32 protein-coding genes are annotated in these 23,165 nt (G+C 44.2%); 26 read left to right on the top strand and 6 right to left on the bottom strand.

What is annotated here, in order from left to right; all coding sequences use genetic code 11:
- The first annotated feature begins 124 nt into the window (after positions 1-124).
- The 17 genes from rplN to rplQ all read left to right on the top strand — a co-directional run bounded on the left by rplN (position 125) and on the right by rplQ (position 9,068).
- Complete coding sequence (gene rplN, locus MN210_RS02335) at positions 125-493, top strand: 50S ribosomal protein L14 (RefSeq protein WP_007394238.1); 369 nt, start codon at positions 125-127, stop codon at positions 491-493.
- Positions 494-502: 9 nt separating this feature from the next.
- Positions 503-820 (top strand): 50S ribosomal protein L24, encoded by a 318-nt coding sequence (gene rplX, locus MN210_RS02340; RefSeq protein WP_011959721.1) that lies wholly within the window; start codon positions 503-505, stop codon positions 818-820.
- Positions 821-841: 21 nt separating this feature from the next.
- Positions 842-1,378, top strand: coding sequence for a 50S ribosomal protein L5 (gene rplE, locus MN210_RS02345; protein WP_007394236.1), 537 nt, complete (start codon positions 842-844; stop codon positions 1,376-1,378).
- Positions 1,379-1,390: 12 nt separating this feature from the next.
- Positions 1,391-1,696, top strand: a complete 306-nt coding sequence (rpsN, locus tag MN210_RS02350; protein WP_011959722.1) for a 30S ribosomal protein S14 — start codon at positions 1,391-1,393, stop codon at positions 1,694-1,696.
- A 12-nt stretch (positions 1,697-1,708) separates the two neighbouring features.
- Positions 1,709-2,107 carry a 30S ribosomal protein S8 gene (gene rpsH, locus MN210_RS02355; protein ID WP_011959723.1) on the top strand — a complete coding sequence of 133 codons (399 nt, stop codon included), beginning with the start codon at positions 1,709-1,711 and terminating at the stop codon, positions 2,105-2,107.
- Positions 2,108-2,301: 194 nt separating this feature from the next.
- Positions 2,302-2,835, top strand: coding sequence for a 50S ribosomal protein L6 (rplF, locus tag MN210_RS02360; protein ID WP_011959724.1), 534 nt, complete (start codon positions 2,302-2,304; stop codon positions 2,833-2,835).
- Between the two features lie 11 nt (positions 2,836-2,846).
- Positions 2,847-3,197 (top strand): 50S ribosomal protein L18, encoded by a 351-nt coding sequence (gene rplR / locus MN210_RS02365; RefSeq protein WP_011959725.1) that lies wholly within the window; start codon positions 2,847-2,849, stop codon positions 3,195-3,197.
- Between the two features lie 2 nt (positions 3,198-3,199).
- Entirely contained in the window at positions 3,200-3,697 is a 498-nt protein-coding gene (gene rpsE / locus MN210_RS02370) for a 30S ribosomal protein S5 (protein ID WP_011959726.1), read from the top strand.
- A gap of 33 nt (positions 3,698-3,730) precedes the next feature.
- Positions 3,731-3,910, top strand: a complete 180-nt coding sequence (gene rpmD, locus MN210_RS02375; RefSeq protein ID WP_011959727.1) for a 50S ribosomal protein L30 — start codon at positions 3,731-3,733, stop codon at positions 3,908-3,910.
- Positions 3,910-4,368 (top strand): 50S ribosomal protein L15, encoded by a 459-nt coding sequence (rplO, locus tag MN210_RS02380; protein ID WP_011959728.1) that lies wholly within the window; start codon positions 3,910-3,912, stop codon positions 4,366-4,368. The genes rpmD and rplO overlap by 1 nt, the downstream gene beginning before the upstream one ends.
- 5 nt (positions 4,369-4,373) lie before the next feature.
- Complete coding sequence (secY, locus tag MN210_RS02385) at positions 4,374-5,705, top strand: preprotein translocase subunit SecY (RefSeq protein WP_338412483.1); 1,332 nt, start codon at positions 4,374-4,376, stop codon at positions 5,703-5,705.
- A 55-nt stretch (positions 5,706-5,760) separates the two neighbouring features.
- Positions 5,761-5,877: a 50S ribosomal protein L36 gene (gene rpmJ, locus MN210_RS02390; RefSeq protein WP_007394227.1), complete on the top strand. Its 117-nt coding sequence runs from the start codon at positions 5,761-5,763 to the stop codon at positions 5,875-5,877.
- A 240-nt stretch (positions 5,878-6,117) separates the two neighbouring features.
- The gene (gene rpsM / locus MN210_RS02395; protein ID WP_011959730.1) at positions 6,118-6,474 is read left to right on the top strand and encodes a 30S ribosomal protein S13; all 357 of its coding nucleotides are present in this window, start codon (positions 6,118-6,120) and stop codon (positions 6,472-6,474) included.
- A gap of 20 nt (positions 6,475-6,494) precedes the next feature.
- Positions 6,495-6,887 carry a 30S ribosomal protein S11 gene (rpsK, locus tag MN210_RS02400; RefSeq protein WP_007394225.1) on the top strand — a complete coding sequence of 131 codons (393 nt, stop codon included), beginning with the start codon at positions 6,495-6,497 and terminating at the stop codon, positions 6,885-6,887.
- A gap of 112 nt (positions 6,888-6,999) precedes the next feature.
- Positions 7,000-7,641, top strand: coding sequence for a 30S ribosomal protein S4 (gene rpsD, locus MN210_RS02405; protein WP_011959731.1), 642 nt, complete (start codon positions 7,000-7,002; stop codon positions 7,639-7,641).
- Between the two features lie 39 nt (positions 7,642-7,680).
- Positions 7,681-8,688, top strand: coding sequence for a DNA-directed RNA polymerase subunit alpha (locus MN210_RS02410; RefSeq protein WP_011959732.1), 1,008 nt, complete (start codon positions 7,681-7,683; stop codon positions 8,686-8,688).
- Positions 8,689-8,708: 20 nt separating this feature from the next.
- Positions 8,709-9,068: a 50S ribosomal protein L17 gene (gene rplQ, locus MN210_RS02415; protein WP_011959733.1), complete on the top strand. Its 360-nt coding sequence runs from the start codon at positions 8,709-8,711 to the stop codon at positions 9,066-9,068.
- A gap of 273 nt (positions 9,069-9,341) precedes the next feature.
- Here rplQ and MN210_RS02420 read toward each other — a convergent pair whose 3' ends face one another.
- Together MN210_RS02420 and MN210_RS02425 are read right to left on the bottom strand one after the other, a co-directional pair.
- The gene (locus tag MN210_RS02420; RefSeq protein WP_110816102.1) at positions 9,342-9,962 is read right to left on the bottom strand and encodes an L-threonylcarbamoyladenylate synthase; all 621 of its coding nucleotides are present in this window, start codon (positions 9,960-9,962) and stop codon (positions 9,342-9,344) included.
- Positions 9,963-10,133: 171 nt separating this feature from the next.
- Entirely contained in the window at positions 10,134-10,805 is a 672-nt protein-coding gene (locus tag MN210_RS02425) for an elongation factor P hydroxylase (RefSeq protein WP_241879076.1), read from the bottom strand.
- A gap of 113 nt (positions 10,806-10,918) precedes the next feature.
- Between MN210_RS02425 and MN210_RS02430 the strand changes: the two genes are divergently transcribed.
- The 6 genes from MN210_RS02430 to lysM all read left to right on the top strand — a co-directional run bounded on the left by MN210_RS02430 (position 10,919) and on the right by lysM (position 15,179).
- The gene (locus MN210_RS02430; protein WP_041773272.1) at positions 10,919-11,533 is read left to right on the top strand and encodes a YceD family protein; all 615 of its coding nucleotides are present in this window, start codon (positions 10,919-10,921) and stop codon (positions 11,531-11,533) included.
- 268 nt (positions 11,534-11,801) lie between these two features.
- A complete protein-coding gene (gene rpmF / locus MN210_RS02435) occupies positions 11,802-11,984 on the top strand; it encodes a 50S ribosomal protein L32 (RefSeq protein WP_011959737.1) in 183 nt (60 codons plus the stop codon).
- 122 nt (positions 11,985-12,106) lie between these two features.
- Positions 12,107-13,105, top strand: coding sequence for an ACP S-malonyltransferase (fabD, locus tag MN210_RS02440; protein WP_011959738.1), 999 nt, complete (start codon positions 12,107-12,109; stop codon positions 13,103-13,105).
- A complete protein-coding gene (fabG, locus tag MN210_RS02445; protein ID WP_241879080.1) occupies positions 13,105-13,833 on the top strand; it encodes a 3-oxoacyl-ACP reductase FabG in 729 nt (242 codons plus the stop codon). The genes fabD and fabG overlap by 1 nt, the downstream gene beginning before the upstream one ends.
- A gap of 227 nt (positions 13,834-14,060) precedes the next feature.
- A complete protein-coding gene (gene acpP / locus MN210_RS02450; RefSeq protein WP_011959740.1) occupies positions 14,061-14,303 on the top strand; it encodes an acyl carrier protein in 243 nt (80 codons plus the stop codon).
- Between the two features lie 369 nt (positions 14,304-14,672).
- Positions 14,673-15,179 carry a peptidoglycan-binding protein LysM gene (gene lysM / locus MN210_RS02455; protein WP_011959741.1) on the top strand — a complete coding sequence of 169 codons (507 nt, stop codon included), beginning with the start codon at positions 14,673-14,675 and terminating at the stop codon, positions 15,177-15,179.
- 226 nt (positions 15,180-15,405) lie between these two features.
- Here the strand turns inward: lysM and queG are convergent, their stop codons facing one another.
- Entirely contained in the window at positions 15,406-16,560 is a 1,155-nt protein-coding gene (gene queG / locus MN210_RS02460) for a tRNA epoxyqueuosine(34) reductase QueG (RefSeq protein ID WP_041773273.1), read from the bottom strand.
- Positions 16,561-16,695: 135 nt separating this feature from the next.
- Here queG and MN210_RS02465 point away from each other — a divergent pair, with 135 nt between their 5' ends.
- The gene (locus tag MN210_RS02465; protein WP_338412484.1) at positions 16,696-18,375 is read left to right on the top strand and encodes an NAD(P)H-hydrate dehydratase; all 1,680 of its coding nucleotides are present in this window, start codon (positions 16,696-16,698) and stop codon (positions 18,373-18,375) included.
- A 71-nt stretch (positions 18,376-18,446) separates the two neighbouring features.
- Here the strand turns inward: MN210_RS02465 and MN210_RS02470 are convergent, their stop codons facing one another.
- A complete protein-coding gene (locus tag MN210_RS02470) occupies positions 18,447-19,010 on the bottom strand; it encodes a hypothetical protein (RefSeq protein ID WP_338412485.1) in 564 nt (187 codons plus the stop codon).
- Between the two features lie 105 nt (positions 19,011-19,115).
- The gene (locus MN210_RS02475) at positions 19,116-19,679 is read right to left on the bottom strand and encodes an NUDIX hydrolase (RefSeq protein ID WP_011959745.1); all 564 of its coding nucleotides are present in this window, start codon (positions 19,677-19,679) and stop codon (positions 19,116-19,118) included.
- Positions 19,680-19,908: 229 nt separating this feature from the next.
- Here MN210_RS02475 and MN210_RS02480 point away from each other — a divergent pair, with 229 nt between their 5' ends.
- Positions 19,909-20,892, top strand: coding sequence for an NUDIX hydrolase (locus MN210_RS02480; protein WP_338412486.1), 984 nt, complete (start codon positions 19,909-19,911; stop codon positions 20,890-20,892).
- Positions 20,893-20,929: 37 nt separating this feature from the next.
- Here MN210_RS02480 and MN210_RS02485 read toward each other — a convergent pair whose 3' ends face one another.
- Complete coding sequence (locus tag MN210_RS02485) at positions 20,930-21,994, bottom strand: biotin--[acetyl-CoA-carboxylase] ligase (RefSeq protein ID WP_338412487.1); 1,065 nt, start codon at positions 21,992-21,994, stop codon at positions 20,930-20,932.
- Between the two features lie 265 nt (positions 21,995-22,259).
- Here MN210_RS02485 and MN210_RS02490 point away from each other — a divergent pair, with 265 nt between their 5' ends.
- Entirely contained in the window at positions 22,260-23,072 is an 813-nt protein-coding gene (locus MN210_RS02490; protein ID WP_011959748.1) for a sulfite exporter TauE/SafE family protein, read from the top strand.
- Positions 23,073-23,165 lie beyond the last annotated feature (93 nt).

Genomic DNA, 23,165 nt, shown 5'->3' on the forward strand with positions numbered 1-23,165 from the left:
CTGGTAGAATACGTCCCCTTGTGGTGACTTACCAAATTAGTGAGTACTTCATGTGATTTTTATAATTGCATGAAGTTATTCACCAGTATAGTTATTGCCTATTGTATATGATTGGAGTAACGCGATGATTCAGACTGAAACAATTCTGGAAGTTGCAGATAATAGTGGTGCACGACGTGTACAGTGTATTAAGGTTCTTGGCGGTTCACATCGTCGTTATGCCTCTGTCGGTGACATCATTAAAGTATCTGTTAAAGAAGCAATTCCACGTGGTCGTGTTAAGAAAGGCGATGTAATGAATGCTGTGGTTGTACGTACCAAAAAAGGTGTACGTCGTCCAGATGGTTCAGTACTTCGTTTTGATGACAACGCTGCTGTATTGCTTAACCAGAATAAAGCCCCGATTGCCACTCGTATCTTTGGGCCGGTAACTCGTGAACTACGTGGTGATCAATTCATGAAGATTGTATCACTAGCACCAGAAGTACTGTAGAGGTAACCCATGGCTAAATTACGTAAAGGCGACAATGTCATTGTTATTGCTGGGAAAGATAAAGGCAAACAAGGCACTGTGCTAGCGGTAAAAAATGACCGTATCAAAGTTGAAGGCATTAATATTGTAACCAAACACCAAAAGCCAAATGCGGCAACTGGTGCTGAAGGTGGCATTGTTAAGCAAGAAGCATTTTTACATATTTCAAACGTCGCAATTTTCAATGCGCAAACCCAAAAAGCTGATCGTATTACTTATCAGTTTGACGATGAAGGCAACAAAAAACGTGTCTATCGCTCAAACGGTGAAGTAGTGGCGACTGCGTAAAACACTAAGGGTGTAATAGCAATGGCTAGATTAAAATCACTATACAATGACCAGTACAAGCAACAGATCAAAGATGAACTAGGCTTGGAAAACGTCATGCAAGTACCAAAAATCACCAAAATTACTCTTAATATGGGTGTTGGCGGTGCTTCACAAGACAAGAAGCTTTTAGAAGGTGCCGTAGCGGACATGACTGCAATTGCAGGCCAGAAGCCGGTAATTACTAAAGCTCGTAAATCTGTCGCTGGCTTTAAAATTCGTGAAGAATGGCCAATTGGCTGTAAAGTGACACTTCGTGGCGAGCAAATGTATGAGTTTTTAGATCGTCTCATTGCTATTGCTATCCCACGTATCCGTGACTTCCGCGGCTTTTCACCAAAAGCATTCGACGGTCGTGGTAACTACTCGTTAGGTATTAAAGAGCAAATCGTTTTCCCAGAAGTTGATTATGATAAAATTGATCGCCTTCGTGGGCTTGATATCACTATCACGACATCTGCTCAGGATGACGAGCAGGGTCGCGCACTGCTTAAAGCATTCGGCTTCCCATTCAAATAGGAATAAAGCATTATGGCAAAAAAGAGCATGATTAATCGCGAATTAAAGCGCGAGAAAATGGTTGCTAAGTATGCTGAGAAGCGTGCAAAGCTTAAGGCAATCATCGGCGATGTTAATGCAAGTGACGAAGAAAGAATGGAAGCCATTCTTGAGCTTCAGTCTCTTCCACGTAACTCGTCTCCAGTAAGACTACGTAATCGTTGTGGTGTAACTGGCCGTCCTCATGGTTACTTCCGTAAGTTTGGTTTATCACGTAACATTTTACGCGAACGCGTAATGCAAGGTGATGTTCCAGGCGTTCGTAAAGCTAGTTGGTAAGGGAGTAATACTATGAGTATGCAAGATACAGTTGCTGATATGCTAACCCGTATCCGTAACGCACAAATGGCACGTAAAGTTTCTGTTGCTATGCCAAGCTCAAAACTACGTAAGTCAATTGCTGACCTACTGGTTCAAGAAGGTTACATCGCTTCTGCTGAAGTAACTGACGAAGGCAATGGCAAAGCAACACTAAGTATCGAATTGAAATACTTCGAAGGCAAGCCTGTTATCGAAGTAATCAAACGCTACAGCCGTCCAGGTTTACGTCAATACCGCGGTAAAGACGCTATCCCATCGGTACAGCAAGGTTTAGGCGTTGCGATTGTTTCTACCAGTAAAGGTATCATGAGCGATCGCGCTGCTCGTGCTGCTGGCATCGGTGGTGAAATCATCGCATTTGTTGCTTAAATCATAATTTGTATTATTTAACTTTTTAAAACATTATTAATCAGGTATAATGGGCGCCTTTATTTAGGCCCCAAGTTTTGATTACTAATAAAAAGCTTAAGTAATATAGAGCTGATTATTTAAATTAACAGGCCTAGTGCCTGTTAATTTTTTCATAATCATTCGTTATTTATCTGTTATTAAGGAATATTCCTATGTCTCGTGTGGCTAAAGCCCCAGTAGCACTGCCTAATGGCGTAAGTGTTACTTTGAACGGTCAGCAGGTTGAAGTTAAAGGCAGTAAAGGTACTATGTCTTTACACCTGCATGATTTGGTCGAGCTAAAACAAGAAGATAGTCAACTGATCTTATCACCTGTTTCTGACTCTAAAGAAGCTTGGATGCACACTGGTACTATGCGTTCAACTTTGAATAACTTCGTTATCGGTGTTTCTGAAGGTTTTGAAAGAAAACTTCAGTTGATTGGTGTTGGTTACCGTGCACAAGTTGCGGGTAATAAAATCACCCTAAACGTAGGTTACTCACATCCAGTTGAATACATCCTTCCTGAAGGTGTAACTGCTGAAACGCCAAGCCAAACTGAAATCATTTTAAAATCAAATGATAAGCAGGCACTAGGTCAAGCTGCTGCGAAAATCCGTGGTTATCGTCCGCCTGAGCCATATAAAGGTAAAGGTATTCGCTATAGTGACGAGCATGTGGTTCGTAAAGAAGCTAAGAAAAAATAAGGTGAAATGACATGTTTGATAAAAAAGCTGCTCGCTTACGTCGAGCTAAAAAAACACGTGCCCACATCCGTCATTTGGGTGTGCATCGGTTAGTTGTTAACCGTACTCCACGCCATATCTATGCTCAGATCATTTCTCCAACTGGCGGAGAAGTATTAGCACAAGCCTCAACGCTTGACGCTTCATTACGCTCTGGCGCTACTGGTAACGTTGACGCAGCTGCTGCTGTAGGTAAACTTATCGCTGAACGTGGAACATCTGCTGGTATCACTAAAGTTGCTTTCGACCGTAGTGGTTTCAAATACCACGGCCGCGTTAAAGCATTAGCTGACGCCGCTCGTGAAAATGGATTGGAGTTTTAATCATGGCTAAAGTAGAACAAAACGACGGTTTAGTAGAAAAATTAGTTTCTGTTGACCGTGTATCGAAAGTTGTAAAAGGTGGTCGTATCTTCTCATTCACAGCATTAACTGTTGTTGGTGATGGTAATGGCCGTGTTGGTTTTGGACGTGGTAAAGCTCGTGAAGTTCCAGCTGCTATCCAAAAAGCACTTGAAGCTGCAAAACGCAACATGATCACTGTTGATCTTGATGGCGCTACTTTACAGCATCCTATTATTGCCCGTCATGGTGCAAGTAAAGTATACATGCAGCCAGCTAACGAAGGTACTGGCGTAATCGCCGGTGGCGCAGTACGTGCTGTACTAGAATCTGCTGGTGTAGAAAACGTATTAACTAAATGTTATGGTTCAACGAACCCAACTAACGTAGTACGTGCAACATTCAATGGTTTACGTGATATGTCGTCACCTGAAAAGGCGGCTGCAAAACGTGGTAAATCTGTAGACGAAATCTTGGGCTAACCATTATTTAGATATTAAAGTAGGTGAGTTACGATGAAAACAATGAAAGTTACTCAAATTAAATCTGGTGCCCATCGCCTCAAGAGCCACAAAGCTTGTCTTATGGGCCTTGGTTTACGCCGTATTGGACATACAGTTGAAGTTGAAGACACGCCTTCAACCCGTGGAATGGTGAATCGCATCAATTACATGGTTAAAGTGGAGGAAGCGTAATGGGACTTAAATTAAACGAATTATCACCAGGCGTAGGCGCCAAAAAAACTGCACACCGTAAAGGTCGTGGTATCGGTTCTGGCCTAGGCAAAACTGGTGGCCGTGGTGTTAAAGGTCAAAAATCACGTTCAGGTTCAGGCGTTCGTCGTGGATTTGAAGGCGGCCAAATGCCATTATTCCGTCGTGTACCAAAATTTGGTTTCACAAGTCAAATGGCATTAACTACTGCTGAAGTTCGTCTGTCTGAACTGAACAAGATTGACGGCGACGTAGTAAGCGTTGAGACTTTGAAAGCGGCAAACATTATCCGTCATGACATGAAACGTGCGCGTATCATCCTATCAGGCGAGATTACTAAAGCTTATACATTCAAAGGTGTTAAAGTAACTAAAGGTGCTAAAGCTGCTATTGAAGCTGCCGGCGGTACTGTTGAAGTTACTGAGGGTACTGAGGAGTAATTTAGATGGCTAAGCAATCTGCGCCTACCTCTGCAATTCCGATGAACCCGCTCGTTTTTATTCGTAAATATGATGAGCTATGGAATCGTCTGTTATTTTTGATAGGGGCGCTGGTTGTCTACCGTTTAGGTTCACATATCCCAGTTCCTGGTATTAATCCGGTTAGCCTAGCTGACTTATTCTCTCGCAATGAAAACACCATCTTAAGCATGTTCAACATGTTCTCAGGTGGTGCTTTAGAGCGAATGTCAATTATGGCTTTGGGTATCATGCCTTACATCTCAGCTTCTATTATCGTACAGATGATGTCGGCGGTACTACCGTCGCTTGAAGCTTTGAAAAAAGAAGGAGAGGCCGGTCGTCGTAAGCTGAACAAGTATACGCGACAAGGGACTCTCTTTTTGGCATCTATTCAAGCCATATTTATGTGTACCGGATTAATCAGTCAAAACCTGACTTTATCCTCAGGGTTAACCTTTTATATTCCTGCTGTGAGCTCTCTTGTAGCAGGCGCCATGTTCTTGATGTGGCTTGGTGAGCAAATTACAGAACGCGGTGTGGGCAATGGTATTTCAATGCTTATTTTTGCAAGCATTGTATCCAGTGTGCCTAGTATGTTAGGTCAGTCTTTCGAAATGGTCAAAAACGACCCTCAAAGTCTGATTGTACTGCTGATATTTGCGGTATTAGGCATTGCAGTGACTGCAGGTATTGTGTTTATTGAACGAGCACAGCGCCGCATTCCTGTTAACTATGCGCAAAAACAGCAACTAGGTCGTAAAATTTATGCCGATCAGCAGTCGCATTTGCCACTGAAGATTAATATGGCCGGCGTTATCCCAGCGATTTTTGCCAGCGCTTTATTAATGTTCCCAGCAAGTCTGGGGCAGTGGGTAGGTAACTCTGCCGATCCTAGTACATGGCAGCAAATTCTACAAACCATGTCATTAGTTCTCGCACCGGGTCAGCCATTATATTTGGTTTTATTTGGTACAATGATTATTTTCTTCTGTTATTTCTACACGGCATTGGTATTTAGTCCACGTGAAGTAGCAGAGAACTTGAAACGTAGTGGGGCATACATTCCTGGCATTAGACCCGGTCTGCAAACTCAGCGTTATCTAGATCACGTATTAAACCGCTTAACCTTCATTGGGGCGATTTATATGACGGCGATTTGTTTAATGCCAATGCTACTACAGTCTTCATTTGGCATACCATTCCACTTAGGTGGGACATCACTTTTAATTATGGTAGTCGTGGTTATGGATTTCATTTCACAGCTACAGGCTCACTTAATGACACATCAGTATCATGATCAAACACTGATTAGATAGGTCTTAACTTTATCCTTAAAATCGCTAAAAAGTGTTTGTTCAATAGGAGAAAATTATGAAAGTTCAAGCATCTGTTAAGAAAATTTGTGGTAGCTGTAAAGTAGTTCGCCGTAAAGGTAAAGTACATGTTATCTGCAAAGCAGAACCACGTCATAAACAGCGTCAAGGTTAATCAGTAATTTTTGAGTATTTTAGACACGTTTAGAATACTATTTACGAATTAAACTTGAAAAATAAAGGCGGATGAGCTATCATCCGCCACTTGCCGTCGTTTACTAACTTTTATTTGGCTTTTGGCGTTAAAACCAGTTGACCAAAGACAAGATACAGTAAATGGCAAAATCTGAAACATAAGTCTCAAGATTATTTTTAATATAATAAAGACTCATTTTTCATAACTGGAGAGAAATCAATGGCTCGTATTGCCGGCGTCAACATCCCGGATAACAAGCATGCAGTGATTTCATTGACTTATATTTTTGGTATTGGCCGTACTACCGCTAAGAAAATCTTAGACACGGTTGGCATTGCTCCTACTACCAAAATCAGTCAATTAGATGACGCACAGCTTGATGCTATCCGTGCAGAAGTTGGTAACTACATGACAGAGGGTGACCTACGTCGTGAAGTTTCAATGAATATCAAGCGTTTGGTCGATTTAGGTTGTTACCGTGGCATCCGCCATCGTCGTAACTTACCTGTAAGAGGTCAAAACACGAAGAACAACGCTCGTACTCGTAAGGGTCCGATTCGTTCAATTAAAAGATAATTAACTTAGGAAGCTAAAAGATGGCAAAAGACACCCGTGGTCGTAAAAAAACGGCACGTCGTTCGGTATCCGAGGGCGTAGCCCACATTCATGCGTCTTTTAATAACACCATTGTAACGATTACTGATCGTCAAGGTAATGCATTGGCTTGGGCCACCTCAGGTGGACAAGGCTTCCGTGGTTCACGTAAATCTACACCATTTGCAGCCCAGGTTGCAGCTGAAGTTGCTGGTAAAGCAGCTCAAGAAACTTATGGTGTAAAAAATGTCGATGTTCTGGTTAAAGGTCCAGGACCGGGTCGTGAGTCTGCGGTAAGAGCTTTAGGTGCATTAGGTTATAAAATTAACAGCATATCTGATGTAACCCCAATCCCACACAACGGTTGCCGTCCGCCTAAAAAGCGTCGCGTATAAACTATTGTTGCCGTATATTGTGCCGAACGTATTGGCAGATATACGGTGTGTGTATTAAGACGAAATTACCGTTACAAGTTACTATTAAGACGTAACTCAAGGAGACACAAGCATGGCCCGTTATATTGGTCCAAAATTAAAGTTGTCGCGTCGTGAAGGTACTGATTTACAATTAAAATCAGGTGTTAAGCCTTATGACGTTAAAACTAAAAAAGCAGGTCGCGTACCTGGCCAACATGGCAACACTCGCAATAAAGCTTCTGAATACTCGTTACAGCTTCGTGAGAAGCAAAAAGTTAAGCGTATGTATGGCGTTTTAGAGCGTCAGTTCGCTAACTACTATAAAGAATCTGCACGTGCTCGTGGCGCAACTGGTGAACACCTATTGCAAATGCTAGAGCGCCGTTTAGACAACGTTGTATATCGTATGGGCTTTGGCTCAACTCGTGCAGAAGCACGTCAGTTAGTAAGCCACCGTGCGGTTATGATTAAAAAAGCTGGTCGCGATGAGTTTGTTCGTGTGAACATTCCATCAATCCAAGTTCAAGATGGTGACGTTATCGCCATTCATGAAAAAGCGAAAGAACAGTTACGTATTAAGAATGCTATCGAACTTGCCACTCAACGTGGTATCCCTGAGTGGTTAGAAGTTGATCATAGCAAAATGCAAGGTACATTTAAGCAAGCTCCAGATCGTATTGATCTACCTGCAGAAATCACCGAAAGCTTAATCGTTGAATTGTATTCTAAATAATCGCTAACAATAATTTGATTAACTAATCGAGGTGACAATATGATGCTAAATGCTACCGAGTTTCTGACCCCTAATGCCATTAATGTGGATGCGGTTGACGAAACCAATGCAAAAGTCACGCTCGAGCCGTTAGAACGCGGCTTTGGGCATACCCTAGGTAATGCCCTTCGTCGCATTCTTTTATCTTCATTGCCTGGTGCAGCGGTTATTGAAGCAGAAATCGAAGGAGTTGATCATGAATATTCAACTCTTGAAGGTCTGCAAGAAGACGTTTTAGATTTATTGTTAAATCTAAAAGGTCTTGCGATTACTATGCACGATCAAAATGAAGTGTTTTTAACACTAGACAAAAAAGGTCCTGGCATTATCACTGCGGCAGATATCGAACTGCCACACAATGTTGATATTGTTAACCCTGAATTGGTTCTAGGTACGCTAGGTGACCGTGGTCATCTAAAAATGCGCTTACGTGTGGTTATGGGTCGTGGTTACGAGCCTGCTAACCTACGCCGTGAAGATGGTGACACGAAGGCCATTGGTCGCTTGAAATTGGATGCTAGCTTTAGCCCAGTTTCACGTGTGGCTTATCAAGTTGAAAATGCTCGTGTTGAACAGCGTACGGATCTTGACCGTTTGATCATTGAACTAGAAACCAATGGCACGATCGATCCTGAAGAAGCAATTCGCAAAGCAGCAACTATTTTGCAGCAACAAATCTCTATTTTTGTAGATTTAGAAGCAGAAGAAGCGCCAGAGCCTGTGAAAGAGAAAGAAGAGGTTGACCCTGTACTATTACGTCCAGTGGATGACCTTGAACTAACGGTTCGCTCAGCCAACTGTTTAAAAGCTGAAAACATTTACTATATCGGCGATTTGGTTCAGCGTTCAGAGACTGAACTGCTTAAAACACCAAACCTTGGTAAGAAATCATTAACCGAAATTAAAGACGTTTTAGCGTCTAAAGGTCTTGAACTGGATATGCGCCTAGAAAACTGGCCACCAGCAGATCTACGTGTTGATGACCGTTTTTCTTACCGTAGCCGTTAAACTATTAAGGATATTTGACCATGCGACATCGTAAGAGTGGAGTTAAGCTGGGTCGCACCGGCAGCCATCGTAAGGCAATGTTCCAGAACATGACAAACTCTCTGTTTGAGCATGAACTGATCAAAACAACATTACCTAAAGCTAAAGAGCTTCGCCGTGTAGCTGAGCCTCTAATTACTTTGGCAAAAGAAGATTCTGTAGCCAACCGCCGTTTAGCATTCAGCCGTATGCGTAACAAAAATATGGTTGGTAAGTTATTTGGTACATTAGCACCACGTTATCAAGCGCGCCCAGGTGGATACATCCGTATCATCAAATGTGGCAACCGTGATGGTGACAATGCACCAATGGCTTATGTTGAACTGGTAGACCGCGACTAATTTTTATTGGTTGTTGGCCAGTCCATCTGCTACAAAAAACCTCAGTAGCTTTATAAATTCTGTTTTACATAATTTATAAAGTAGCTGGGGTTTTCTTATGTTCTAAAAAAAGCTTAGGTTGTCCTCACTGACTTCAAATACTCGATGTAGACCCCAAGTCTAAAGACATAAATTCTAAAGACATAAATAAAAAATAACGGACTACCATTCAGTAGTCCGTTATCTCAATTCTAGCGTTAACTGTACCCTATATCATCTTTGATCTACACCATTTTACTCAAGAATTTGACTGGCATCACCAGCACCTTGGCGCACTAATTGTGGGGGGAAGACAGTCATATCCACTATGGTGGTCAGCTTGGTGGTTAGCACACCGGCGTTAATCATGACATCAATATTATTACCCAGCTTGTCTTCAATATCGAAGGGATCATCTAGTGCCAATGGGGTAGAGGGCAGGATAAGCGAACTGGTCAAAATCGGTTCACCCATAGCCTCTAGCAGCATCTGCGCTATCGGGTTAGAGGGCACACGAATACCAATGGTTTTTTTCTTGGGATGCGATAACTTCTTTGGCACATCTTTGGTGGCATCTAGAATAAAAGTGATTGGCGCGGGAGTGGATGCTTTTAACAGCTTAAACTGCTGATTATCTACGGTAGCGTAGGTGGCAATTTCGCTTAAATCTCGGCACAACAGTGTAAATTGATGCTTATCATCGAGTTGACGAATTAAACGCAGCTTCTCAATGGCCTCTTTTGAGCCAATTTTGCAGCCAAAAGCATAGCTGGTATCAGTAGGGTAGACGATCAGCTGATCACGGTTTAATGCATCCACAGTTTGGCTGATAAGTCTGGGCTGAGGGTTTTCGGGGTGAATGTATAAAGTTTGCATAAGATGCCTCCTGATAACTAAGGTCAATCCTGATGCTGCTTTGAGCTTGCGATACAGGCTGCATTGTAGCGCCTTTAGAATCGCACAGTTAAAAGTTAGCCATTATGACCCTAGACTAGGTTATTTATAATTGTCTAATGAGTTAAATTGGGCAATTAATTAGTTGGGTGTCTAAGCTATAGTATCATGACACAAGTAGGCTAGAGCTGTTAACAGTATTTTTGCATCTTTGGGCAGGGTTTGTGGGGCGTTAAGGTAACTGAGCGCTTGGTTATAAACGTCAATAACAAAAGTGCTCTGACTGGTATCAAAGTTGGCATGTAGGTTGTCTTGTGAGACCCGAAAACGTCGTTGGCACATTAGGCTAAGTAGGCATTCTATGGCTTGCGGCTTAATCTCTACTTGCTCAAATGCATGCTGTTGGGCTTCTGTACGCCCATCGGGGGCATACCAGTAGCCAAAGTCGGACAACGTGCGTCTGCGGGCACCTGCCAAGCTCCAGTGACTGATTTCATGTAGAGCGCTTTGAAAAAAGCCATGTGCAAACTCGATACGTGCAGGTTGTCCATCAACTGAGGGAAAATACTCAGGCTCAAAGTCGCCGCGTACTAAGGTGACGTTTTGAGTGGCAAATAAAGTATTAAATACAGCAATAAGCCAGTCCACCTTCACAGCCTCTATCTGCTCATCTGTTAGATTGACCAAATTAAGTGTTTGCTGCGTAATGTGTTGCCATTGGGATTTGAAACGAGATAATGCTTTAGGCATAGTACTTGGCATCTCTTGCAGCAGCGTATTGGCCAAAGCGGTTATGGGTAGGTCATAAAAATTAATCACAGACATGGCTTTAATGATCCAAAGAAAATGGCAAGCGGCTATTTTAGCAAGTTAATTGCCGCTGACAACCTTATACTCGCTTAGCAATGAGCGATATCATTTTTAAAAAAGAGAGAAGTATGACAAAATACACCAAGGATACTAAATCCACTAACTTAACGGATTTGAACGTGAGCAATAATACTGAAAAAAGTGCACAGCAGTTACCTAATCACGTCAATTTAGAGAAGTGGGAAGATGCCGGCTATGTTTGGTCCGGTAGCATTACCCCACGTCTGCTAAAGCGATTGGTAGATATTGTCCCTGAAGACTATCAAGATAAGCCCATTGACTTAAGATGTGAGCTGAAAAAACAAGGTCAGCTATTGACCTTAGAGATGCAGTTCACAGGCGATATTTGGGTGACGTGTCAGCGCTGTCTTAATCCACTGAACATCGATGTCACTCACGATGCGCAGCTGATACTATTACAGCGTGAAGAGCAAGAAAGCTTGGTGGATGAGTCCGATGATTATCTGCTGCTAGAGGAGCTGCTCGCCGATCAGCCTGAGAATAAAAAAGGCGATCGCCTGCTACCACTAAAAAAACTGGTCGAGGATGAGTTGCTGTTAGATGTCCCTTTATCTGCCAAACATGATGATTGTGAAATGGCAGTAGAGCAGGTCGGTGAAATTATCGAAGAGGAAGCAGAAAACCCGTTTGCCGCACTCGAAGCACTCAAAGGTAAGCTTTAAAACTTGATCCTAGCACGTGCTCATCTGATTGATTAGATCTCGTAAAACTTGCAAAGTGAATACCCCTTTATTTTATGGAACAAAGCGAGTATAATCTCTCGTTTATTATTCCCAGATTTTAAACCTATTTGATTTTTAATAAGAGTTGCTCTTATTGAGGTCAATAGAGAACTCATTTTGCTAAGTGAGCTTATTGTATTTTAGATAAATTTTTATTTAAAATATGGCGCTCACCGCCAAAGCATATTTTAAAATAGGAGCAAGACCCATGGCTGTTCAAAAAAGTCGTAAAAGCCGCTCACGCCGTGATATGCGTCGTTCACACCACCATATGGAAGTTGCTGAGCTAAGCATCGATGCTACCACTGGTGAAAAACATCGTCGTCACCATATGACTAAAGATGGTTTTTACCGTGGCCGCCAATTGTTTAAAGCGAGTCAGGAAGACTAACTCATAATCATTTTAAATGATTATGGTTAGATATAAGAGCTAAGCCTTACTAATGACCCTTTTATCATTAGTGGCGCTTGGCTCTTTTTTTATGAGTATATTTAGGGATAAGAAGGCTTATAATGTCACTAAAAGCGTCGCAAGCAGTTAAAAAACAAGGTCAACTGGATGTGCCTCGTCGCATTGCGGTTGTTTTTCCTGGGCAAGGTTCACAAACTGTCGGTATGCTAAATGAGCTGAGCGAAGCGTATCCTATCGTCAAAGAGACGTTTGCTGAAGCGAGTGAAGCATTAGGGTTTGATTTGTGGGCAGTGTGTCAAGATGAGGCTGAATTAGGTAAGACTGAGAACACTCAGCCTGCGTTATTAACCGCCAGTATTGCCGTTTGGCGTATTTTGCAACAAAACACTCAAATTGAACCTCTATTTTTAGCAGGGCACTCTTTAGGAGAGTACAGCGCCTTGTGTGCTGCGGGCTCAATTAGCTTTGCAGATGCTGTAAAATTGGTTCACGCGCGTGGCCATTTTATGCAGCAAGCTGTGGTAGGGGTTGATACTAAGATGGCTGCTGTACTTGGCTTAGATAACAGCCAGGTGATTAGTATCTGTGAGCAAGTAGAGAGCAATAATGATGACACCATCGTGAGCGCTGCCAACTTCAATAGCCCAGGTCAAATCGTGGTTGCGGGTAACTCTGAAGGTGTTGATATCTTAAGCCAACATATCCAATGTATGGGCAAGCGTATAGTGCCGCTCAAGGTGAGCGTACCTTCGCACTGCGCATTGATGCAGCCAGCCACAGAAGCCTTGGCAGAGAAGCTGGCCGAATGCAAATTTGAGCTGCCAAGCATTCCTGTAATTCAAAATAAAAACGCCATGGAAGAAAAAACAATCGCCGGTATAAAAAAGGCGTTAACTGAGCAGCTTAGCCATCCTGTGCTATGGACTCAAACCATGCAAAAACTGGCCGATAAACACATCAATTTAATCATTGAGTGCGGTGCAGGCACGGTTTTGAGTAATTTGGCAAAAAGACAAGACACGCCTATTGCCACTTATCCTACTGATAAGCCAGAGCGACTCGCTAAGCTTTTTGATAAGTTAAATAATGAGGATCTATAATGAGTCGTACAATCACTTTAGTTACAGGTGCCAGTCGTGGTATCGGTAAAGCTATTGCCAAGCGTTTTGCTAAGGAAGGTCACTTTGTGATTGGCACTGCCACAACCGCTGAGGGTGCTCAATCGATTGATGAGTACTTACATGATGCTGGCGGTATTGGTCGCAGCTTGGATGTGACCAATCAAGAAAGTATTGATAAATTATTTGAAGAAATTGAAAGCGTTTATGGTAGCGTGCAAGTATTGGTCAATAACGCTGGTATCACCCAAGATGGTCTGCTCATTCGTATGAAAGATGAAGATTGGGATAACGTGGTAGACACCAACTTAACCTCAATTTACCGCATGAGTAAGCGGGCAATGCGGGGTATGATGAAAGGGCGCAAAGGCCGTATCATCAATATCACCTCAGTTGTGGGCCAGATGGGTAACGCCGGTCAAGCCAACTATGCGGCTACCAAAGCCGGTGTAGAAGGCTTTAGTCGTACTTTAGCCCGCGAAATTGGTTCACGTCAGGTGACCGTTAACTGTGTGGCACCAGGTCTTATTGAGACGGATATGACCGATGAGCTTGATGAGCGCCTACTTAATTCTATGCTAGATGCGGTTCCTGTGGGACGTCTGGGCCAGCCTGAAGATGTTGCTGCTGCCGTCTCTTACTTAGCCAGTGATGAGGCGAGCTATGTAACTGGCGCTGTCATTCCTGTCAATGGTGGCATGTACATGTAATATATGCAGGTAAATTGTTAATTAATTAGAATTACGCCGACACTTTTGCTATTATAGGCAACAGATGTACACTTTAGATGAAAGTGGTCGCAATAATTGATAATATAGTGACCCCTATCTAGTAGATCGATGCTAAAGTTCAATGCTTGAGCGGCCACTACAGGTGAAAAGTTTAAGCATTGCCATTATTAGAAAATTTTAAATTACCAATCAGGATGGAGACTCCTATGAGCGAAGAAATTGAATTAAAAGTAAAATCAGCTGTAGCCGAACAGCTAGACGTGAATATTGAAGACATCAAGAGCGATTCTTCATTCATTAACGATCTAGGTGCTGACTCTTTAGACCTAGTTGAACTAGTAATGAACTTTGAAAATGACTTTGATATCACTATCCCTGATGATGATTCAAGTGAATTAACCACCGTTCAAAAAGCAGTAGACTATATCAAGTCAAAATTAGAGTCTTAAGCTTTAATTTGCTGTCAATGACTCGGTTATAGAGGCATTGATAATAAAAGACCATGTACGCACGTACGTGGTCTTTTTTTTTGGTGTATTGTTTATGTGCTCAGGCGGCACGCCATTTGTAAGTAATAAAATTTAACAATTAGCTACATTGAAATAGTAATAAATCACAAGGGCAGTGGGTATACTTTAAAAGTGGAAGTCACAAACCAAAATACACAATATTAAAGACTCATTGTTTGCTGCGCTGCTTAAGGTAGTTATCAGTCGGTACTGGCTACTTGGCTGAGATGTGCCTTAGACTTGAGCTAATAATTTTATTTAAAATAATATGTGGCAAATAATATAATCAATAATTTTTAGGAGAAATTCATGGGAATTTTTAGTTTTGCAAAGGATATCGGCGATAAGATTTTTAATCGTGATGATGCTAAAAAAGAAACAGAATCACACGCAGATGCTAATGCAACCCCAGCTGCCTCTACTGAGCCATCAGCACAGTCAGTAGCTAACTTGCTATTAAAGCGTATTCAGCAGCAAAACCTTAACATCACTAATTTAAAAGTTAAGTATAACGCCACCACAGATACCGCTGAAATCAGTGGTAATGCAGAAACTCAAGCAGACCGTGAAAAAGCGATCATCGCTATTGGTAACGTTCAAAACGTTGCTAAAGTTATCGATAACATCGATATCAAGCAAGATGCGCCTGAATCTACGATGTACACTGTAAAATCTGGTGATTCTTTATCTAAGATTGCTCAAGAAGTGTATGGTTCTGCGAATGAATATAACAAGATTTTTGAAGCTAACAAGCCTATGCTAAGTAGCCCAGACAAAATCTACCCAGGCCAAGTACTTCGTATTCCTAAGCCTTAATCTGTTTAATAGCTAAGCTTCTCTATCTAAGGCCCTATATTTAAGGTCCTATATCTAAGGTGCTATAGCTAACAGACTACAGGAAAACGTAAAAACGCTTAAGCCAAAAAGCCACCAACAACAGTTGGTGGCTTTTTTAGCTTCAAAATAAACACAAATAAACGCTTAAGTGACCTGTCATTGTTTATGATATTTTAAATCCTACATTGGGCCACAGACTTATCAGTTATGACGTTGATGAGTGAAGCTTAGCCAGCTGCTCCTTAATGGCCCAGTGAATGTGCTCATCTAATACCTCACCGTGCTCGCCTAAACGAGAGTTAAGCTTTTCGATGTGCTTGGCATGATAAGGTGCATTACCGATACCAATAGACAGATTACGCAAAAAGTTCACATAACCGGTGCGGCGCAGTGGGCTGCCCTCGGTGCTTTTTAAGAACTGCTGCTCGCTCCACTGCCACAGCTCAATTAATAAGCTGTCATCTAGATTATGGCGGGCATGAAAGTCGTCAATAGGGCTAATTTGAGCATAACGATTCCAAGGACAAATAAGCTGGCAGTCATCACAGCCGAAGACTCGATTACCAATCGCCTTACGGTATGTCTCGTCAATGATGCCATCATGCTCAATGGTTAAATAAGAGATGCAGGCACTGGCTTTAAGCTGATAAGGGGCGACAATCGCCTGGGTGGGACAAATATCTATACAGGCACTACAGCTACCGCAGTGAGCGCTAACGGCCGTATCCTCTGGCAGTGCTAAGCTTAAAAACAGCTCTCCTAAGACAAAAAATGAGCCTGAGTCTTTATTAATCAACAAAGTGTGTTTACCCGTCCAGCCCAGTCCTGCCGCATCGGCTAAAGGACGCTCAAATATCGGTGCTGAATCACTAAAGGGACGAAACACAAAAGGGCTATCTACGCCAATATCCAAGTGTTGCCACTGAGGAAGCATGGCTTCAATATTTTGAGCCAGTTTTTTTAGACGCGAGCGCATGGTTTTGTGATAGTCACGTCCTCGGGCGTAGCGGGCAATAATGGCATGATTGGGGCGCAGGTTATCTTCAATACGGCGCGGTGCGGGTGCCGCCTCTAGATAATCCATACGCACTGAGATGATGGTGCGTGAGCCCTCTACCAACAGCGCAGGATTGGCGCGCTTATCATGGTTGCTCTCCATAAAGGTCAGCTGTCCGTGATGTCCTTTCGCCAGCCAGTCACGCAGACCTTGCATTTGTGCTTCAAACAGCGGATTGTCAACGCTAATAAAGCCGCAGTCGGCAAAGCCTAACTTGATTGCCTGCTCACGAATCCACCGCTTGACATCGATGGCATCTTGAAACTCATTGGTCGGTATGGACGCATTTTTGGCAGTTGGCATAGGCGCTGTGGCAGAGGCTGGGGTAGACGACGAGGAGGACATAATAAGACACAATACTCAAAGCTCAATTAAGGGGGTATGATAAGCTATAACTACCCAAATATAAAACCTAAGCTGCCTTGGAGTCTTACTGATATGTCAAAGCAATCTCATTGTGACGCCGCTGCCCGTAGTATTCAGTCTATTCAAGCTAATGATGCGCTAGTCCCCTTGTACAGCCCTAAGCAGGTGTATGGCATAGAAAAAGCGTGGTTTGATGCCGGTAATGACAGCTATGCCCTAATGCAGCAGGCTGCTTGGCAGATTGCTCATTGGATTTACCGCACTTATAGTAAGGCCGGTGATAAGCTAAAGATAGGGGTGTGGGTGGGCCGTGGTAATAATGGCGGTGATGGCTGGCTGGTGGCTGATTATTTGACGCAATTAGGCGCGCAGGTCGCTGTCATTGAAGTGGGGCCAGAGGTCAGTACCGCTGATGCGCTTTTGGCCAAGCAGCAGGCTACAGCGACCTTAAATAACAACAAGCAAGTAATAGAGCAGACATTCATCGGCCATTTAGCGAATCAAACAAGCTTTGCTAAAGTTTGTGAACAATCCGAGTACTTAAGCGCCGATGTCTATGTGGATGCCTTATTTGGTATTGGTCTAGACCGAGCGCCTCAGTCTGCTTATGCCGATGCCATTCGCTATATCAATGCAGCCAAGCAGCACAATCATCGCTTACAAGTGGTCAGTGTGGATGTACCAAGTGGCGTGGTCTCAAGCACAGGTGAGGTCTTCGATGAACAGGCGGTGAGGGCAGATATTACCTTATGTTTGGTGGCTCGCAAAGTAGGCTTGCACCTAAAAGATGCTATGGACTATACCGGAAAGCTGGTAGATCTGCCGCTGATACCCACAGTGTTGGGTAAGCTGCCACAAGCTTGGCTACAACATCACGCGCAGCCGTTACCTGCGCGTGATCACAATACCCATAAGGGCAGCTTTGGTCATGTACTTATCGCTGGCGGTAATCAGGTCGACGGGTCTCAGGGTATGGGTGGTGCCGCTATTTTATCGGCCAGCACAGCCTTTGCCACAGGTGTGGGTAAGCTGACGGTGGCTTGTCATAAGGCTTTTCATGGCAGTCTAATAGGCGCTGTGCCTAATGCCATGAGTTTAGACTTGCATGATGCCTCAAGCGTAGAGTCTCTTATTGCGCAGTGCGATACTTTGGCAATAGGTATGGGGTTTGGGCGAGATGAGAGTAGTTTTACGCTGTTTGAGCGCTACTTGCGTACCGCTTTGCAGCAGTCCATTCCCCTGATCATTGATGCCGATGGTTTGTATCATTTGGCCAGCTTGGCTAAGCAGGCTCCTGAAATTATTGATCAGCTGATTGCGCATGCTAAGACTCATGAGGTCTGGTATACACCGCACAGTGGTGAGGCAGGGCGATTGCTAGATATATCGGCTGATGAGATAGAAAAAGATCGACTGGCGGCCATCACGCAATTGGCCAATAAATACAATGGCAGCTGGCTGCTCAAAGGTGCAGGCTCATTGGTACTACATAAGGGTGAAATACGAGTCTGTGCAGCGGGCAATGCGGGAATGGCAACGGCTGGCATGGGTGATGTATTGTCTGGGCTGGCCGCAGGGTTACTGGCGCAATCGGTACTGCCTAAGTCTTCTCGCACCCTCATACAAGCGGTCATGATTCATGCAATGGCTGGTGATGTACTTGAGCGCAAAAAAGGAGTGTGGGCGCTACAAGCCAGTGACATGCCGCCTGTGGTAGGACAGATTATGCAGCAGTTAACCCAAGCTCAGTAGCGCTGTGAATATAAGCGCTTATATCGTCCAATATGTTGGCATAGCCAGAGCAAGGGGATGACTTGTAAAAACTAGCAGTACTGTGCCAATAGTTGCTCGGTATTTTCTCGCTTTAGCTCAATCATAGGGGCGGTTAGATAGACTCTTTGGCCAGTAGCATTGAGCGTATATACCTCATCGCCTGTGGTTAAGTGCATTAAATTAACTTGCAGCTTTTTACATTGGGTCTGAATGGTTGGGTCCAAAGTCTTGGAAGGGGGAGGGGCTTGGTTGTTTTTTGCAGTGGTGCTGCCTGAAGATGACAATAAAGGTGCAGTAAAAGACGACTTAGGCTGGGTTGACGTATTGGTCTGAGGCGGCGCGACAGGGGCGGAGAATTGACCTGGCTTACTGGGCCGGCCGTCACCTCTCATCTGTATGATTTCAACCTGAGTGCCTATGTCAGGTGCAAATTGTGAGTATTTTACCTCACCAAATTCTCCCGTAGTTTTATACACCGGCATGGCCCAAGCTGGCAGAGCAACACCTAGGCCAAGTGCCGCCACACTTAGTCCATATATGAACGTCCGATTTAACGGTGGCTTGGCAAGCCTATCGTGCATATGGATCCATGGCACAGCCTTAAATAAATTCATAAGCACGGTTTATCCTATATAAGCTAAGCAGTGGCAGGCAATAAGCAGTGGGACGCAGTAAGCAACAAGATGTAAATTTTAACCAAATCATCGGGTGACAAATGATTAGTAGCGCTTGATACTCTTGTCTTTTGAAATGGTCTCTTGATGAATAGGAAACTGGCTGTGCTCAGTGACCGACTTTCGGTCATTAAAATAGTGATGCAAAGTGCGTTTTACCGCTTCAAAGGCGATGTCATCCCAAGGAATGTCTTTTTCTTCAAATAAGGCACACTCTAAGCTTTCAGGCCCGACGCCATATTTGCCGTCTTGCAACTGGGTCAGATACAGCACATAGATTTGACCGATATCAGGAATGTCATATAGACAGTACAAATGCGGGTGTGTTGCCACAGCGTCAGCTTCTTCCACAGTTTCCCGAGCGGCGCCTTCTGCCATGGTTTCGCCAATCTCCATAAACCCTGCTGGCAAAGTCCAATAGCCATATCGAGGCTCAATGGCACGGCGGCATAGCAGCACCTTATCTTGTGAGATGACAATGGCGCCACAAATAACTTTAGGGTTTTCATAGTGAATATAATGGCAGTGTGGGCAGACCAAGCGCGGGTTGTGGTCGCCGGCAGGAATTTTATGCTCCGCTAACTGGCCGCATTGCAAACAGTACGCCATAGGGCAGTCCTTATTTTTGAAATTAATCGATTACTTATTATTTTAAGCCGCATTTTTAGCGCTTGCTTTGTTAAAAATGAGCAAAAAACAGGCTGGCTACTGATACGCGTTATAGCATTTATCATACATAATTACTAAGGCCAATTTATCATCAAGATAGCATATTTCAGCATAATACGTTAGTCTAACCCTACACTCTTATTTGTTGGTTTACTGTTTATCGCGCCTTATGAAATCCTCTATTGAAACGCTACTTGTACCACAAAATCTGTATCAAAATGAGCACTCACCACGCTTTGAAGAGCTTGCGGTGGTGTTGCCTGAGCAGGTCATTCACCCTAAGCTTAGGCAGCTGGTTGAGAGGGTACAACAGCACACATTGCATGCCACCTTCAAGCAAGACATAGCGGACACCAAGGTTCACACTCAGGCGCAGTTGGCGGCGCACTTCCAAGGCAACTCTCAAGATAATGCCCGTGCTACTGAGCAGAGCAAGTCTGCGCATAATCCGTCTCACTCTACAACAACTGATGCTGCAGTTGATGGCATACAATCAGTACTCAAAAAGGAGGTGGCCACGGTCAAGGGTGGCGCACACACTAAAAATACCGAGTTGTCATCAGGGGGCATCAGTCGAGCCCAAAGGATTTTAGAGAAGCTGGTCACCACTGACAATGCAGATGCCGCAGTTTTGGTGGTTATTACCAACGAGGCGCATCCTAAAATGCTGCTGACTCGGCGTGCTGCCCACTTAAGCAGCCATGCCGGAGAGGTGTCTTTTGCGGGAGGAAAGCACGACACAGGTGACGGTAATAATGTGGTTACAGCGCTGCGAGAGGCCTGCGAAGAGACTGCTCTACCACCGAGCAAAGCACAGATTGTTGGTCAATTACCAATTCAGGTATCCAAAAAGGGACTGGTGGTGCGTCCTATCGTGGCTTTGGTGGAGCCGCCCATTACCTATGTGCCTGAGCTGGGCGAGATTGCTCGTATTTTTTGGGCTGACTTTGAGACACTAATCGAGCAGCCCACCACAGACCACATTTTGCCTTATACCATCAATGGCCAGACCCTTAATATAAAGACACCCAGCTGGCGTGTAGATGGTGAAGTGGTGTGGGGGCTGACCGGTCGGGTGCTGGCTGGTTTACTACAGATCGGTTTTGATCGCGAAGTGACTTGGTATTATGAGCCGGTTGACGGCTCTGATTAACCCATCAAACTCTCATATTCATCCTGAATCTGCATATTTAGCCTTTATCCTTGCCCGTTAAACGGATGGTGCCTGTGTAGATATTACGCGGCTCTACGTATCCTTGCTGCGTGGTGTTTATGGCTAAGCTGCCATCCGTATTTATCCCCGTTACCACGCCGTGAATCACCACTGTATCTGAGTGTTTATCTTGGGCGCTTTGTGGTTTGGTCGCTTGAGTGGTGTGAGCAGATAAAGGTGGCTGCTCAATAATGATTGGTCTGCCAGCCAGCACATTGACTGCACTATAGTCTTCAATAAACTGTGTCAGGGCGTAGCTTTGTTGTGAAAACTGTTCAAATTGAGCCACGGCACGCAGCAAGGTGGCACTCACAGGTATATATAAATCCTCAGCACGCGGTAAGTGGCCGTGAGCGTCTGAAGGCAGGCTGTTATGGGCGCTGTGAGCATTATCCTTATTAGCTATGTGGGTTTGTTTGTAATTTTGGGTTTGCTTAATAATCTGAGTTAGGCTAATGGCCTGATAATCCATGCCTTCTTTGGTGCTGTCACTTAATACAGGCGCAGCCTCGATATTCATACCGACCCCAATAATAACGCCGGTAATCTTATTGTCTGTCACCACAGGCTCAATCAAAATCCCCGCCAATTTATGAAAACTGGTATTGCTTTTATCAGCTGCGGTGGGCGTCTCACCAGCGCTGAGAGACTCAGTGTCATAATAGCCTATGTCATTGGCCCATTTTACCCCGACTATAGGCAAGCCTAGACTGCGGCGCTGACGATTGAGGTTTTGCAGCACTGGCAGGCGGGTGATGTGCAAGCCGACCACCAAGGATAATAGGCCAGACAAAGACGATTGTAAGGGGTGATACAGCGATAGATAGATATTGCCAATAGGTGACTGCCACGTTCGGGTACGCTGGCCACGGCCGGCAGTTTGCATACTGGCAGTGAGTAGATAGGGGCGAGTTTTGTCAATGTCACCATTGGCAAGTTGTTGCATAAGCTCGCTATTGGTAGAGGGGCTGACGGCCACGTGACGGTGTATTAACGGCTGATTGGCGCCTTGATTTAAGACAGACTGTGAAGCAAAGGGCATAACTTGGCCTACAAAATAAATTTAAGGGGCTAATGTGTGAAATCGGATTTTCAGAGGTTGATAACTGGCGAACAAATAAGGGGAATATTAGCACAGCTGCCACCCAGCTTGCCGATATGTTGCGCTGCATTCGGCTTATTTTATTGATTTTCAAAATTGGTGTTTTGTTATACTGACCCTGCAGGTAAGTTTAAGACTCATTAACTGTGATTTGCTAAGTATTGAATAGGTATCGGCAAAGCGCACAAGGCAGGAAGAAACAAGTATGATGATACTGTGGTTTTTATTGGCAGGAACCTTTGCAGGCGTGTGTGCCGGTCTATTCGGTGTGGGCGGTGGTATGATTATTGTGCCAGCACTGGTGTGGATGTTCACCGCTTATGGCTATTCACCCGATATCATTGCGCATTTGGCAGTGGGCACCTCACTGGCAACCATTATGGTTACCTCCATCAGCTCTTTGACCGCACACCACAAGCGTGGCGGTGTGCGCTGGGAAGTATGGAAAAATATGGCCATTGGTTTGGTCGTCGGCAGCTTACTTGGTGCAGCAGTGGCTGATCAAATGAATGGCTTAATGCTACAGGCACTGATTGGTGTGGCAGCGCTGCTGGTGGCCTTTAAGATGCTGTTTTTGTCCAACAAAGAAAATTTAGGTCGTCCTCTACCTTCAGCACCGGTTCAAATTGGCGCCGGCTCTGGTATTGGTATGGCATCCGCAATATTCGGTATCGGCGGTGGCAGTTTAACTGTGCCTTTTTTGACATGGGCAGGCTTACCGATGCGTCAAGCGGTAGGCACATCAGCCGCTTGCGGATTACCGATTGCCCTGGCGGGTGCGGCAGGCTTTGCTTGGTTTGGTCAGGACGTGGTAGGCTTGCCTTCTGGGGCCATTGGCTTTGTACATGTCACCGGATTTATTTGTATCTCGATCGCCAGCTTTATCACCGCTAAACTGGGCGCAAAATGGGCGCACCAATTACCGGCTGCTACCTTAAAAAAGGGCTTTGGTGCACTCTTGGTAATCGCAGGCAGCCAGTTGTTGTGGTCAGGCCTAAAAGGCATGGGTGTTATTTAGATAAGCACAGCGCAAAACCTGAAAAATCACCGCGTTTGCGGTAAAATAGCCGCGCTCATTTGTCTGATAGACAGCTACGTTTTCTCCTTCTTA

The organism is Psychrobacter raelei (assembly GCF_022631235.3).
GTDB classification, from domain to species: Bacteria; Pseudomonadota; Gammaproteobacteria; order Pseudomonadales; family Moraxellaceae; genus Psychrobacter; species Psychrobacter raelei.